The organism is Shewanella sp. SR1, from assembly GCF_020447145.1.
GTDB lineage: Bacteria > Pseudomonadota > Gammaproteobacteria > Enterobacterales > Shewanellaceae > Shewanella > Shewanella baltica.
The window spans coordinates 213102-227460 of the sequence record NZ_JAJAEF010000003.1; the positions used below are offsets into that span (position 1 = coordinate 213102).

Annotated in this window: 13 protein-coding genes, 1 tRNA gene and 1 pseudogene; 7 read left to right on the forward strand and 8 right to left on the reverse strand. The window is 39.9% G+C overall.

Features of this window, described 5'->3' with window-relative positions; genetic code table 11:
• Positions 1-8 precede the first annotated feature (8 nt).
• The gene (locus KV201_RS04345; RefSeq protein WP_226058616.1) at positions 9-233 is read right to left on the reverse strand and encodes a helix-turn-helix transcriptional regulator; all 225 of its coding nucleotides are present in this window, start codon (positions 231-233) and stop codon (positions 9-11) included.
• A gap of 120 nt (positions 234-353) precedes the next feature.
• On the opposite strand from KV201_RS04345, the gene KV201_RS04350 reads away from it, so the two are divergent.
• The 3 genes from KV201_RS04350 (at position 354) to KV201_RS04360 (ending at position 2656) form a co-directional block, all read left to right on the forward strand.
• Complete coding sequence (locus KV201_RS04350; RefSeq protein ID WP_226058617.1) at positions 354-590, forward strand: hypothetical protein; 237 nt, start codon at positions 354-356, stop codon at positions 588-590.
• Positions 583-1806, forward strand: a complete 1224-nt coding sequence (locus KV201_RS04355; RefSeq protein ID WP_226058618.1) for a tyrosine-type recombinase/integrase — start codon at positions 583-585, stop codon at positions 1804-1806. Before KV201_RS04350 ends, KV201_RS04355 begins: the two co-directional genes overlap by 8 nt.
• 148 nt (positions 1807-1954) lie before the next feature.
• On the forward strand, positions 1955-2656 hold the full coding sequence (locus KV201_RS04360) for an HDIG domain-containing metalloprotein (RefSeq protein ID WP_226058619.1): 702 nt from the start codon (positions 1955-1957) through the stop codon (positions 2654-2656).
• A gap of 96 nt (positions 2657-2752) precedes the next feature.
• Here KV201_RS04360 and KV201_RS04365 read toward each other — a convergent pair whose 3' ends face one another.
• The 3 genes from KV201_RS04365 to KV201_RS04375 are packed head-to-tail and all read right to left on the reverse strand — an operon-like array spanning position 2753 to position 8957.
• Positions 2753-5872, reverse strand: coding sequence for a tyrosine-type recombinase/integrase (locus tag KV201_RS04365; protein WP_226058620.1), 3120 nt, complete (start codon positions 5870-5872; stop codon positions 2753-2755).
• Positions 5842-8379 carry a hypothetical protein gene (locus tag KV201_RS04370; protein ID WP_226058621.1) on the reverse strand — a complete coding sequence of 846 codons (2538 nt, stop codon included), beginning with the start codon at positions 8377-8379 and terminating at the stop codon, positions 5842-5844. Before KV201_RS04370 ends, KV201_RS04365 begins: the two co-directional genes overlap by 31 nt.
• Positions 8376-8957 carry a hypothetical protein gene (locus KV201_RS04375; protein WP_226058622.1) on the reverse strand — a complete coding sequence of 194 codons (582 nt, stop codon included), beginning with the start codon at positions 8955-8957 and terminating at the stop codon, positions 8376-8378. The genes KV201_RS04370 and KV201_RS04375 overlap by 4 nt, the downstream gene beginning before the upstream one ends.
• 290 nt (positions 8958-9247) lie before the next feature.
• Between KV201_RS04375 and KV201_RS04380 the strand changes: the two genes are divergently transcribed.
• A tRNA-Val gene (locus tag KV201_RS04380) sits at positions 9248-9324 on the forward strand.
• Positions 9325-9730: 406 nt separating this feature from the next.
• On the forward strand, positions 9731-10018 hold the full coding sequence (locus KV201_RS04385) for an encapsulin-associated ferritin-like protein (protein WP_012587635.1): 288 nt from the start codon (positions 9731-9733) through the stop codon (positions 10016-10018).
• Positions 10019-10417: 399 nt separating this feature from the next.
• Here KV201_RS04385 and KV201_RS04390 read toward each other — a convergent pair whose 3' ends face one another.
• From KV201_RS04390 to KV201_RS04405, 4 genes and pseudogenes are all read right to left on the reverse strand, one after another.
• On the reverse strand, positions 10418-10612 hold the full coding sequence (locus tag KV201_RS04390) for a DUF3309 family protein (RefSeq protein WP_226058623.1): 195 nt from the start codon (positions 10610-10612) through the stop codon (positions 10418-10420).
• A gap of 150 nt (positions 10613-10762) precedes the next feature.
• Positions 10763-10948, reverse strand: coding sequence for a CsbD family protein (locus KV201_RS04395; RefSeq protein ID WP_006081662.1), 186 nt, complete (start codon positions 10946-10948; stop codon positions 10763-10765).
• Between the two features lie 775 nt (positions 10949-11723).
• Entirely contained in the window at positions 11724-12182 is a 459-nt protein-coding gene (locus tag KV201_RS04400) for a hypothetical protein (protein WP_012197187.1), read from the reverse strand.
• Between the two features lie 348 nt (positions 12183-12530).
• Positions 12531-12821: pseudogene (locus tag KV201_RS04405) on the reverse strand (TonB-dependent siderophore receptor); the annotation flags it as partial.
• A 47-nt stretch (positions 12822-12868) separates the two neighbouring features.
• Here KV201_RS04405 and KV201_RS04410 point away from each other — a divergent pair.
• Positions 12869-13120 carry a TonB-dependent receptor gene (locus KV201_RS04410; RefSeq protein ID WP_226058624.1) on the forward strand — a complete coding sequence of 84 codons (252 nt, stop codon included), beginning with the start codon at positions 12869-12871 and terminating at the stop codon, positions 13118-13120.
• A gap of 174 nt (positions 13121-13294) precedes the next feature.
• On the forward strand, positions 13295-14245 hold the full coding sequence (locus KV201_RS04415; protein WP_226058625.1) for a hypothetical protein: 951 nt from the start codon (positions 13295-13297) through the stop codon (positions 14243-14245).
• Positions 14246-14359: the final 114 nt, after the last annotated feature.

Below are 14359 nucleotides of genomic sequence, written 5' to 3' on the forward strand. Positions count from 1 at the left end.
CGCAGCTATTAATCTTCTACGTACTCAATCACATCCTCTACTTTGCAACAAAAATAGTGACACAAAGAGTCGATGGCTTTGGTCGTCGTCGAGTATTCGTAGCTTGGGTTCATCATCTTAGATAAGGCCGTTCGATTAACACAAGCTGAATCTGCGACTTCCTGAAGTGTGATTTTTCTTCGCTCTCTGAATTCTTTTTCAGCAATTAACTCTTTGATTTTAAATCTAATCACTCAATTCCATCCTTAAAATACGTAAAAACATTTAAATGTTCCTTGTAAGAACATCGCCGCCATGCTTAAATGTTCCTATCAAGAACATTTGATCAACCCAAAGAACATTTCGAGGTGTTTATGCCACAAACATTACTCAATGCAAAAGAACTTTCTCAAAGAATAAAGTTTAGCGCGCCTTATATCAACCATACATTGAAAGATAATGTTTTCATCGAAGGGGTTCATTACATAAAGCCATTCGGTGGTCGAAAAATTTTCTACATCTGGGAAGTAATTGAAATGGAATTATTTAAACCAAGCTCCCCTGCTAAATTCATCATTCCAATGGCTAGAGGAGGTGTATGTCATGGCTAATATTCGTGCACGAAATGGTAAATTGTTATTTGATTTTACCTATCAGGGCGTTAGGTGTCGCGAACAGACCACATTGCTCGATAACCGGCTGAACCGTTCTCGTCTAATGGGAATGCTTAACACAATGGAAGCCGAGATAAGATTAAATAGATTTGTATTTAGGAATTATTTTCCATCAAGTCCACGATGCTCACATTTTGTCGATTCTGATGTGCTTATCGAGAACAATCTAGTCGAAGTACAAAAATACAGTGGATCAACATTACTCAGCAATATCCCCACATTCAGTTTATTTACCGCTGAATGGCTGGCTGAGAACCGGATACAGTGGAAAATTAGTCACTACAAGAATGTCGCTATGATATTTGAGCGTTACTTGATGCCTGAATTCGGTCATTTTCGTTTAGACGAAATCACCCGCCCACAGTTGATTAAATATCGGGCTAGTATCAGTGAACCGAAACGGAAAGGAAGGCAAGGTAAACTCAGTAATGACTGGATTAATCATGTTATGACTCCGCTGCGAGGGATCTTAAACGAAGCGGCTCTTCGTTTTGAGTTTCCAACGCCATTTACCAATATTAGGCCGTTAAAAATTGATAAAACACCTATAGAGCCTTTCTCATTAGCAGATGTACAGCTGTTTTTATCTAACGTTAGAGAAGATTTTCGTGACTACTATACGGTGCGTTTTTTTACCGCGATGAGAACTGCTGAGATCGATGGTCTTAAATGGCAATACGTCAATTTAGAGCGTGGTGAGATATTAGTTCAAGAGACTCTGGTTGATGGCAATGTCGAAACACCCAAGACATCGGCATCTTATCGCAGTATTCAATTGTCTCAACCTGTAACTGAGGCGCTTAAGCGTCAATTCGGCCAGACAGGGAGATTGACGTACGTTTTTTGTAACTCTCAAGGTAAGCCACTCGATCATCGAAATGTCACCAAGCGGATCTGGTATCCGGCATTAACCGCTTTGAACCTAAAACGTCGTCGCCCTTATCAGACGAGACATACCTGCGCGACCTTATGGTTAGCAGCTGGCGAGAGCCCTGAATGGATTGCTAAACAAATGGGGCATAGCACGACCAAAATGTTGTTCGAGGTGTATAGCCGTTATGTACCCAATATCACAAGACAGGACGGCAGTGCTTTCGACCGCTTAGTAAAACAAATTCAGCTAGCTACATCAGGAGATCCCCATTATGAATAACGTTATATTTGCATGGGTTAAAGACATTAAAATCAGTGGTCATCTACCTACTGCTAACTGTGAATTTATTTCAAACCAAAAGACAATACATGCCATCACATCTGCAGATATTGCCAGGACATGTCAATTCAACTATGGGCTAGCTCAAATGAACATTACTCATGATAGCCGAGGCAATGTCGTTATCTGTGCGATGAAACCCATACTCACTCGTTACAGTGAAAATGAATATATTCAGTTAACTCAGCTACTGGGTTCGACAAAAGAGAAGTTGCTAGGTCGTTTTTTGAAGTTATTAAGCCTAGTGACTTGTCCTGAACTACAGCCCTTCGTCAATTTTATCTTTGAGAGAACAGACATTCTTAAGATATTTATCAAGGCCAAAGCCAGTTATCAGCATCACCATTCCTATGCCAATGGACTATTTGAACATAGCATAGAGGTCGCTGAGATGACCTATCACAATGCCAAACATCTACAGCATTCAGAAATCGAGTGTCAGACAGGACTGGTAGCGGGGTTATTTCATGATATTGGTAAAATTTATGCCATGTTAAACCAGCACATTGAACATTATGTGCCTGGCCCACATGAGAGCTACAACTTCGCGATTCTAGCTAAGCCTCTGGGTGAACTGGGCACCATCAACAGTAAGGTATTTGCTCTACTGAGCGACTTACTTGCTGCAAAACCCTATGGCCATAAAGTCCGCTATGCAATGGAATACGTACTTCAGCAAGCAGACCGCAGCTCTGCACAATCGGGGTATGTACGTGATCAGTTTAAGTCATTACCCGCCCACTATGATTTTAGAAAAGTCGGTGATTCTGTCATCCGAAGATTAAATTAAGTTGAGCAATCTTAATGATAAATGACGATAAAAAATGCTAATGTGACAACTGTTCCATCAGAGTTTCGTTGGCATAAACCTCAAAAAAGATCTACATCAATAGCTCAAAATAAGCAGCAAATGTAAAAAACTGAATATGCTTTGATGTCTTTGTATTCGCTTATATGAATTGTTAACTACGGCTATCTCTAGAAACCCATTACCATCATGCTTGCCTAAATAAAGCCCTTCACTCTCACTAGCAACGACAAAGTTAGTGTCACTAAAACCATGTTTGATAAGTGTCTTCCTCCATCTAGCCTGGATAAGATTAGACTTTTCAGGGGCTAGGTTTGCATTATGATAGCGAAACTGTAAATGCCTGACTTTTAAATCCAGCAATTGACATAGGCGGATAAACATTCTTGAAATATTTGAGTCTGGACAGCGTAAGGCGTAATTTTTACCGGGAACCGCATACCGCAAAATTTCTATCCCTAGGCGAATATTTTCTAAGGTCAATGAACCTTCACTAATGTTGTTATCCAATTTATTACATAAAAAGATAAACACACGTGTTGAATTAGCTAAATGTTTATTTTGTTGGATGTTAACAACTGAAACGTCTATACGCGGAAACTTAGGGATTAAGGGTAAGTGCCTACCTCTGCGAGGATAATTCTTATGAATAGCCTCGGCATTACTGAGTAACTTTTGTAATTGATCTAATGGAACCACATAGTGCGCGGCAACTTCGGTGGTCGATGATGTATGTAACGCATTTAATGCTTTGGCCCAAGTTAAGCTACTGATAGTTAAGTCTGTTTTTATATTGACAGAGAAGTTCGCTAAACTTGGCATCACTAGGCTGACTGTTTGTTGAGCTGGTTTAATGGCAAGTTTGTGCATTACGTCCTGAGTGTAGTAGTTTATGCGCTCAGCTAGACTCAATCCTGGTTCAAGGGGTTGCAGTGTCACACGACCCACGCACTCTGATGTAAAGTATTTTGTCAGTTCAAAGCGCGAATTGTGCTGCAGGTAATACAATAGGTCTTTTAAATGAAGATAACTATTTAGCGTCGATTGCACGTCTTTATGGCCCATCATATGAGACAGGATAAACATTTTCTTGCGGGTGTTATCACTATAGCAAAGACGAGTTTGCAACCTTTTTAGATACTTTTCATCAAAAAACTCATCATTGAACAAGGTCAAATGTCGCCTGCCCGTATCTATGATGCTGGCATTCAAACGACACCAGGTCCAATTAGCAAAACTGTGTCGTAAATGATGTACACGTAAACTTTGATCTTGGGTGTAATGACGCATTAAGTCTGTTATTAAGTCATAAGCCTGATTCACTCTTCTCTGATTATCAAATAGTAAGGTGCTATTCTTAGCCCCTGCTCCATGGATGATTCGATAAGTGTATCGCAACTTACTCAATGCCGTTTTCGGCCACAAAGCGTCTAAAGGTAACTCTCTTCTGGCGGAGGTCGTTTTTAATGTCCTATGTTTATTAGGTCTCACTGAAAGCTGAACATAATCAAAGTCGTTATGGGTTGGTTCAGTCAGAGAGAATGTAAAATCCCCCCAGGTTAACTTGGCGGCTTCATTTCGACGTAATCCACTGTAAAAACAGAAACACAAAAGAAAATAGGCATCGTGGTGCGCCGGACAATGTGCCGATTGATGATCTAAATAGGACAACATGACTTGCACATGCTCATGGGAAATCAGGTTGCTATCTACCTCACTGGAGCTCCCAAACACCTCAATATCAGATAAACATAAATCTCGAACAAAGCCTGAATCACTCAGAAACTGCGCAAAATAGTAGATATATTTTTTTCGCTGTGCCGAAGAAAAATGGTCAGCAGCATCATTTAATTTCTCAGCCCAATCCTCACCAGACAATAAGTAAATATCGCTTGTGCAAAAAATGATTAGAAATGGCCGGCTTAAACTTTTGACATAATCAATAGTTGTCGAGACTTTTAGCCGCCGCTTGTGCGTACCACCTGTCTTTAGTAACGAATACAGCCATGCACATAAAATCCAAAAGTATGGATTACTCTTAGATGATTGTTGATCCAGAATGATTGCTATAGCCCCAAGACAATCGGCTCGAGGTTTGTTGCTATCTACAAGATAGCAGAGCTCGGTATATACCTTATCTAATTGTTCGAGGGTCTTTTCCATCGACACAAAAGAAGTTTTCTCGTTCGTGACAACGGACCAATCACGAAAAGCCTTGGTTTTATCAGAAATGGCTTCTGAAAGGTACGGTTCGGCGTTTGCATAAACTTTTCCTGTCAGGATACGTACAAACGCATGTGTGGGCAATGGCTGGCAAGCGCCAGGTAACATGTACATACGATATTGAACCGGGCCATAACGGAGGACGTTATCAATTCGTCGCAGCACCCTTAGCTTCAATAGTGATATATCTGACCAATCGAAATACGATCCGTAATTAAGATAATGCACTAAAGCAGCTTTGAACTGACTGGGCTTTATTGCGAAAGACGCGCTATGGTGCACATTATGCCATTGCTGTAAAGCCATGACAGCCATATCACTTAGCACATACCGTGGCGAATTTATTTTGATATTTTGGCATTGCCAATAACAAATTCCTCCCACGTAGAATATGTCCTGTGGGTATTCAACCATAAGCTGTAAATGTTCAGTTTTCTCTATGTTCACTGTGCAATATAAGACGAGTAATAGTCTCCCCAACTTAGCCTTGTCATCTAAATCTCTATGAGGCGCTATCAACTCCCTGCTTAATTGAGTGTTAATGAGCTCGACTATGGGTAATTTTGTCAAATCTACCGGGGTCAACATCGGTTTATCACGTTTTAACGTGATGATTGAAGGAATGTTTGGCGAGTCTATGTCTAAGAACTTTTTGGCATAGTTGAGTATAGATTGCAGTATGAGAAGTTGTGCTTGTTTGCTTAGCACTTCAGGCTTCAATGCGGCAAGCACGTTTTCTAACTCTTCTGGTAAAAAAGCGTTATCAGAAAGTTTAATCTCCTTTTTTAGATGCCCGAGCAGATTGTGATAGGATGCAAAAAATTCGTTTTCAATTTTTTCTGACTTTTTATTTTTTACAGCAATAGATGGCGATATGCTTTTTAAAAATGCGGTGCGGCATTCTATGTATAATGGATGTAGCTTCCCCTCTTTTGATAGCTGGATTATGAAAGCACTGACTTTAGTGGTTGCCATCCTACCTCCCTGAATAACTTATCTAAGATAGGCACTAATTCATTAATGGCTTCGATATGGCTTAACGCTGAGTAATTTCCTATTGGTACTTCACCAGCTTGCCAATGACCCATTTGAAAGTTGATTAACTCAGGATCGACTCCTTGATCTAATAAACTACTTTTTAACCAGTGACGACCTGCATTGGCTGGTATGGAGTTTTTTTCCTTTAGTACGCTAATTAATTGTGAAGGAGACAAGCTGCGGGTAACAATTCCTGACTTTTGCTTTTGAAAGAAAAAAAATGGACCATGTTGACTTCGGGAGTTTCTTATCTTTGTATACCAAGCTGAGGCTTGTAAATTGTCATAGCTTAATACTTGCCGATCAACATCGATTATATTGTCTAGTTCGCTGCATAATTGTGGCATTAATAGCCGCAACAATCCGCGCAAACAGCCAAGGTGCCTTCGATATTCGACTAATTGAGCCGTTAACACTGATGGGATTGCGACAATACGTGAATGAGTAAAGTCGCTATCGTCTTTGTCGCTTATTCCCATCAAATTAAAAGAAGGTAGAAACAAAGCCAAGGTAGGTAATGGATTCCAAGCCGCACGATAGCCGGTACCAAACAGCAACATCCATGCAGTGTAAGCTACAAATGCATTATGATAGGCTAAAATATCCTCTAACCTGTGTTGAGGTGTTGGGAATAACGCCTTTGTTTGCAAAGACAAATGGATTATCAACTGCTGGATAGTGGCTTGTGTAGGAGTAAATGTCGAGCCCAAATATTGCTCGTCTTGCTGCCAGTATCTCAACTCAAATAAGCTGACTGTAAGTTGGTTACCACTGTAAACGGAGATCCCCTTTTCAACATCGTTCCAAAAATGCAATAACTGCTCACAGCGTTTTTGATCTCGAACACTTGAATAACTGCGGGCGACTCGAGTTGTATACATATTAACTGCATAACTAAAATCGATATAAATGGGATCTATCACATTTGTAGAGTTGATGTAATTGCATACAAAGTTGGTTAATCTTTTAAGACTTAAACGCCCACCACCGGAGTTGTCAGAAATTTTCGCCAGCTTTTGGGCCAATTTAGACTCAATTTTTTCAACGTCAACGTCCTCAATAAGATTGCCGACTAAACGTGCTCCCATGTGAATGGTGATTAATTTAACCAAAAAGTTTGGACACGCAGTAAAGACATCTTCAACCGTTTTTCTTAGCCCTATTTGGTTCAGACGAGGTCCTGTTGAGTGCGATAGAGGAAAACACCACCATCCATTTCCGCTAGGATCGATATAAAGACCTTGTTTTTTAGATGACAAATCACGAAACACACACAGATTTTTGACCTCTGAAACCGATTTACTGAGAATCAGCATAGTCCATAGAATTATTGCGGTTTCTCGAGTTGATCCGCGACGGCCATAAACCAATAATTTTTTAGCGAGCAGGTAGAGTTCGGCAGGCATCAATAACTGAGTATTTTGCATGCCGATGTTATGAGATCGTCTTACTCGGCTAGTAACATCAATTTCAGTCCGGTGCTTAACCATTGGATTAAAATTAATTGCAACGTCAAGCAACGCCGTTCTGTCTCGCTTTTCCGACATATCAGCATTAGCCATCACAAATGATTGCGACGGGTAGAAATCATCTTCGTCCAGACCTTCGCTATCTGGAATCATATTATCTTGTGGCAATATCGCAGATAAACCATCATCAGTCCCCACTATGGGGTCGGTAACCGGATCTCCATATCTCTTGGGTCCTCTATCTTTATCGCCATGTCCACGAGTACGGCTAATGGCGGGACACCAACTATTGCGAAAAAAATGGCGCAGAACTCTAACATGGGACGTCGGATAAATATTAAGTTTGCTATATTTTCCAGCAAAAATGCTATCGAGATTAGCTGCTATTGATTCTGGGCTATCAAGATGAGAATTCAATATGTGTACTCGACTAGCGTCGAACGTCTTATCTCCTAATTCCATCATTAATCGAAAATTACTGCATGCTTCCTCTTCTCTTGATGTCGTTTTAGTGGCAAATTCAGGATCAGTCAGCGAGTCAAGGGTATCAAAATACTGCTTGATGAAGGCGGCAAGTAACGCACAGGAATGGTAATCAACCTTATATTTCCAAGAACAGATCAAAAGCACATAAAATGGGCGTTCATGACACCATCCCTTACGATACGTGTTTCGATAAAACTCTTTGTTTATTGATAAATCGTTCACTACCATTTGGTGTGCATGGAAGGCATTATAAATGTAAGGCGCAAGACACAGCATTTTTTGAATAAAATTCGCTACTTCAGTAGAAACATTATTCACACGAGTAATTAACACAATTAATTGGAAAAAAGCGCTCAGATCATCAGGCGCATTGACCCTTTCTAAAAACTCATGGAGATCAGCTAAAATGGTCTCGGCATCGATCTCTATAGCGTTTATCTTACAATAGCCTTCTATGTGTTTTAGGACTTTTTGTTCAAGTATTGTCATTTTAACTTCACCGATTTAGTACTGATATGTAGCCATCGACATAGTTCAGTCTTTGTTTTAATCGACGGGAATAATGACTGCCATTCGGGGGAAAAAAAGACTGATTGCTGATCTACACTCGTAAACAAATGGGGCAATGTATAGTTAATGGTATCGGCGCTAATATCCACAAATTCTTTTAACAGCGGCCTCACTACATCGTTCATTAAAATTAATCGTCTCAGTTGCGCCTTGGGTCTTCGAGACAGGACTAAACAAGGGACGGTTGAATCCCCATTTTTGGCATATTTGGCCTTGCATAACTTCTGAAAAGTTAATAAACCTGATAACACCCGATAATGTCCTGCTTCGGTTTTACAAACCAAAAATGGGGACTGATAGGCATCGAGTAAAATGGTAACTGGTGATTCGAATGAATCATCTGAACTTGGCTTCAATGCGCTGATTAAATTAAAGCTCTTAGCAAATTCCTCCACATCTTTATCAAGACTGATGAACTTCAAATCTACCCTCTCTAGTTGAACACCTTCAAGAAGCTTTTCCAATTCACGTCGTATGATTTCAACTTGATGATTCATCTGCAAACCTACCCTGCGATGGAATAGTGGTCAAAAATGACATTTACAGGTTGTGCCTAAAGTGTGCCAAAATCAAGTAAATAAATGCTTGAAAATACGCCAAAACACCTAGAGAAGTGAGTTTGGATTTATATTGATCTTTATAAAACATATAGTTATGTTAATAATGCTAAATTGGCTTTTATCTAATTAATGAATACTAACGTCTTGACATGGTAGGGGTCGGTGGTTCGAGTCCACTCGGGTGTACCACTCTCTTCACAGAGTCTAAAACGTGAAAATAATACAATACACCCGTAGCTCAGTTGGTTAGAGCACTACCTTGACATGGTAGGGGTCGGTGGTTCGAGTCCACTCGGGTGTACCATTTCTTATTCTGCATTTCATCTATTCGCCTAGTTAGTAATCCAATTATCAATAAAAAATTAAATCAAACCGTGTTTAAAACACATCGTCATATCCTCCATTGCCTCTATACTTTTGATTTAGTTAAATAAACTCCAGAACATCTACACTATTCAACATCCAAAACGTAATATCCCCTACTAAACCCAATATTGGCAGTAGAATTGTTGCGCCCTCTTCAATCTTTTTAAACTAGCTTCCTAAAAATCTCTGACTAAGTACGGCATCGAACAGACACTCGAAGGTCAATGTTGCAGAATCATACATTCATCGTCTGTTCGTTAAAAATAGCGTTAAGACAATCACCTGCAATTATCATAATCGCTCTATAGTGAGCGATCCCATCAGCATTTAGCGAGGAACTCCCAATGTCGAATGAAGGCTTTCATGAATCTATCACTGAACTCACAGATAAAACCAAGGACATGCACAGAGCACTTACATCACTGATGGAAGAGCTCGAAGCGGTAGACTGGTATAACCAAAGAGTTGATGCGTGCAAGAATAATGAGTTGAGAGAGATACTTGAACATAATCGAGACGAAGAGAAAGAACATGCTGCAATGCTACAGGAATGGATAAGGAGACAAGACCAAAGCTTTGATAAACAGCTAAAACATTACTTATTTACAGATACACCTATTGCTCACAAATAAGCATTCAATCTGGTTGTTTGTGCAAGCGATTTGCACGAGAAAACGCCTTTAGTTACTAAGCTGCCGTTGTTGTAATACCCATTTCTGCATGTATTATTTCGCCATTTAGCTCACTTCATACAACCTTGCTGAATACTAGCGTGCAAAGTTTATCACTACGGGCTTAGTGACTTTTATCATTATCGTAAGGACGACACTTGATGTGGCCTTAACAAGCGATCTCGCGTGTAAAGTCATTTAGCAGTATGGGACCTTTAAATGCCAGTATCGCGAGCACTGCTGTGCTAGAAAAACGAGCGATGCCAGTCATTTCTAAACGACTAAAAACATCACTCATTATTTGTTTACATTGAAATGACGACTCAATATTGAGGTATCACATCACTTAGGGTTTATAACTCAAATTTTACCGAGTAGAAGGAGTATAACGAGTAGAAGGAGTATAACGAGTAGAAGGAGTATAACGAGGATAAATACCACCAAACCTAATCCACCGCTTGGTCCGTACCCCCAGCTTTTACTGTGTGGCCACGTCGGTACCGCACCGATCAACATCAGAATCAAAACAACCAATAATATTGTTCCTACCGTCATGAGAGTCTCCTAGACATTATGGATATCACTCGAACCAGAAATCTTAATTAATATGACTTGAGCACTACAGACTAAGACTCTTTTAAAAACTCACATAAAGTAGTCATACCTTATGCTTAAGGTGCTTACTTAATCGTAAAGCCTCTTACATTAACTATGTTTGTCGACATCCTTAGCCGCTTCTTTTACATTACCCATTGTTTTTTGAGTTTTACCTTTTATCTGCTTCTGAACACCTTTTACCTGTTGTTTGGGGTTTCCAACTATCTCACCTATTTTTTGCTGCGCTTTGCCTGCAGCATCTTTTATTGAACCTTCTATCAAGTCTTTGTTCATGGTCAATTTCCTTTTGAAGTTGTTGATATAATGTTTAAATAATAAGTGCTCATAATCAGCTCTGAGCCAGGGTTGATTTTTAGTGAATATCTTAATGAGTAAATGCATTAGTAATACTAGGTTAAAGGAAAGTAATATCGATTTATTAGTGTAAGATTTCACTGGCAATGCTTTACATCAAGCACATAGTATCAATTTTGATATTAATAATGATGCAAAATGAAAATGAATTCTAATATAGGAATGATTTATCGCCATATTGAACTTTATCTTGCGCGTAAATCCTTGAGTGTGCACCATAGTGAACATGTCACTGTGAATTTAAAATCCATTATGAATTACTTTTATTTTCTATTATCTAACTATTTGTGACTGTGGACTAAGGCTGTAACCGAGTCATATTCACAAATCATCAGATTAAATAACAGGAATTATATTAATTAATGTGAATGTCAATTTTTGAAGATATATCAATCTAAACCTATAACCAAATTTATACTTTCTTTGAAAGTGCGTCTGTGCGATAGCGTACAGACTGTATCAATGTAGTCGCTCACAAATCTCAAAAATAATAAACCACACTAAATCAATAAACTAAACACACTTGATATGACTAACGTTAAAAATTACTTATCACTAGATTTCAATATGAATTTTAACGCATCTAGTTCTATTATATAGCTAATCCCGCTATATATCAGTTTACCATCAACGCTTGAGATGAGTTAATTCCTTAACTACTGAATAAATTCAGAGCCTGCCTGGACTGTACATGCTATAAATCGTCAATTTGTTTCATGTTACGTGCCAGCAACCGCTTTTCTGCTTCTTCAAGAGACAGTATATTGCTAAGAAATTCAGTTACGGAAGGTGCAGAACTGCAATTTTGTAGATATTCAAACAGTCCAACAATATTTTTATGATATTCAAGTGTGGCTATTGCTATTTCATCCGTATCCATCTTCTCAAACGGATGTTCACCTGTTAAGTGAATAGGTATGGCCGTTTTTTCATAGAAATGTCGACAATAAGTGTTAAGTGCATTGCTATTGCCATTATCTTCGAACTGTCTGATGACCCGTGCCATTTTCTGCTCGTGAGATGAAATATATTCCAGCAGTAATTCGCTCCGTTCGCTATCATTTTCCAGTGCGCAATGTGCCGCAAACACATGCAGTTGTTGGTGGATATTTTTAGTCCATTGCATAACATCATAAAGCGTTTCAATTTGCATATTTAGCCTCAGCATAAGGTTATTAATGATGAGTATACCCGTTTTTATTCATTGACTCTGTTCGTTGCCGCACTGATTGCGAACAGTATAATGCCTGCAAAAAATAGGGAGAAACTGCTAACCTAATGTGTTGTCCTTCCATGACTTGGTTGAACCACATCATCCTTTCACTTTCAGGCGATAACTGTATTGGATTAGGGTACAAAGCAAAGGTTGGCTTAGTCCAACATCTATAGATGTCAGTGCTGAGTCGTTAATACGAACTAGCACGAGCAATTAAAACATTAGCAATAATAGAATATGCAGGAGAAGTAGCCGATCACTCGGCTACCCTGTTTAGCGGAAAACTTAAAAGCGGTAATTAAAACTCAAGGTCACATTACGTGGCGTGCCATAGTGATACACGCTATAAGCTTCGGACATTGAGGATGAGGCTGACATATAAGCGTAGTATTTTTCGTCTAATAAATTCTCCACGTTAAGTTGCAGATCCATATTATCGGCGAGGTTATAACGGGCCATCAGGTTAACGATGGAGTGAGACTCCTGATCTATTTTCACTGTGCCGCCTTCAGAGTAACTGTCACTCTGCCAATTAATACCACCACCCACGGTTAACTCAGGCAGATAATCGACAAACATTATCCACGCTTTATCATTTTAATGGTGCTCTCGAAGATCTCACATTGGGTGGTAACTTAAGCTGGCAGAGCAAGATTTATGTAGAAAATGCAGGTCCTAACGGCGCAAGCTCTGAACAAGACAGTTACTTCATTGCCAACCTGATGGCGAGTTATCAAATTACTGACGATGCCATTGTCCGCTTGAATATTAGAAACGTGTTTGATGAAAAGTACTACTCCAGTATCGATTTCTACGATCAAGGGTTCTTCGGCGAGCCGAGAAATGTCGAACTTAGTCTGAGCTACAATTTCTGATCATCTTACTCACTAGGGATACCGCGCATCGCTTTTATGCGCGGCATCCCTAAGGCAGCACTATCATGTGTTAAAACATCATCCGGTAAACGACAGAGGATTAAGCCTTTGGGCTCAGGGAGATATCCATTACAATGAAGTTCATTTTGAGTCCGTGAAACAGATATTCAGCCTATGCCTAAGTCTCATACCCACATGCACCAACATTTGCAGATGCCGCATTCGCGAGTCGAACTGCACACTTTGGCGCGCGAACTTGCCTTCGAGCAAGTGACAATTATTGGGAATGCTTCTGGCAATTGGCAGCCTGCGACTACGGGCACGACATTTATCTTTAACGGCACTCAATGGAATGAGAAAAGTAACCAAAATAATCAGATAGTGAATATCGCTAATGGCGGTTTTGCCGAATCAAAATATGCTTTTGTGGTACAAGGTCACCCGCAAAATGATTTACTTACCCAAGCTTTGACACAAGTTGCGATTGAATTAACGCCTCAGCTTGGCTGCTGGCCTTCATCTGGCTTAACCACAATCGTATTGATGCAGCAGTTGTCTCAGCATGTACAAGTGCAGCGTATGTCGCTGTTTCCGAGTTTAGCAAGGCCCAATGATTTACCACTTGAAGACCACTTACCTTGTATGGTGCATAACTGGCTAGGCGAGCGGCGGATTGCGCAGACGTTCGCGCCCGCACTCGACTGGCCGGAGTTCACTCTGTCACCGGTTTTTTTAGCAAACTTAGCTACAACAGACAAAGAGAGTTCATCCCAAGCTTCGCTTATGATGAACACGGGCAATCCCTTTGATTTACTTGCGCGTTTACAAGAATCAAGCCCATCGGCAGATATTCCATATTCCGTAAAACACATACAATTCGATGGGCTGATTGCGCTGGCTCATACGCCTATCGACGTTTGGCTAAAATATGCAGATTTAAAACAAGTCATCAATGCCGAAGCATTATTTTTTAATCACATGCCAGAATCAAAACCCAGCTATTGGTATTTAATGGATACTCAGGCGTCCCAATATCTGGATGCTATCCGCCACAGTTTGGCCTACTGCTGGCAAACACTTTCGACTAAACAAAACGGCACGACTCACACCTTCACTCACCGTTGAATCGTTAAATCGTTAAATCGTTAAATCAGTTTCTAATTTGTCGACTCGCCAACTAAGCTCGTACTCGCATCACACTGCCATTTGCCGTGTTTTTGACGTACTTTCAAAAGCTTA

What these genes read in the sequence shown, in the direction of transcription:
- KV201_RS04360 (WP_226058619.1), top strand. Translation starts at nt 1,955, where the DNA reads ATGAACATTACTCATGATAGCCGAGGCAATGTCGTTATCTGTGCGATG.
- KV201_RS04370 (WP_226058621.1), bottom strand. Translation starts at nt 8,379, where the DNA reads ATGACAATACTTGAACAAAAAGTCCTAAAACACATAGAAGGCTATTGT.
- KV201_RS04395 (WP_006081662.1), bottom strand. Translation starts at nt 10,948, where the DNA reads ATGAACAAAGACTTGATAGAAGGTTCAATAAAAGATGCTGCAGGCAAA.
- KV201_RS04355 (WP_226058618.1), top strand. Translation starts at nt 583, where the DNA reads ATGGCTAATATTCGTGCACGAAATGGTAAATTGTTATTTGATTTTACC.
- KV201_RS04365 (WP_226058620.1), bottom strand. Translation starts at nt 5,872, where the DNA reads ATGGCAACCACTAAAGTCAGTGCTTTCATAATCCAGCTATCAAAAGAG.
- KV201_RS04385 (WP_012587635.1), top strand. Translation starts at nt 9,731, where the DNA reads ATGTCGAATGAAGGCTTTCATGAATCTATCACTGAACTCACAGATAAA.
- KV201_RS04375 (WP_226058622.1), bottom strand. Translation starts at nt 8,957, where the DNA reads ATGAATCATCAAGTTGAAATCATACGACGTGAATTGGAAAAGCTTCTT.
- KV201_RS04400 (WP_012197187.1), bottom strand. Translation starts at nt 12,182, where the DNA reads ATGCAAATTGAAACGCTTTATGATGTTATGCAATGGACTAAAAATATC.
- KV201_RS04415 (WP_226058625.1), top strand. Translation starts at nt 13,295, where the DNA reads ATGCCTAAGTCTCATACCCACATGCACCAACATTTGCAGATGCCGCAT.
- KV201_RS04390 (WP_226058623.1), bottom strand. Translation starts at nt 10,612, where the DNA reads ATGACGGTAGGAACAATATTATTGGTTGTTTTGATTCTGATGTTGATC.
- KV201_RS04350 (WP_226058617.1), top strand. Translation starts at nt 354, where the DNA reads ATGCCACAAACATTACTCAATGCAAAAGAACTTTCTCAAAGAATAAAG.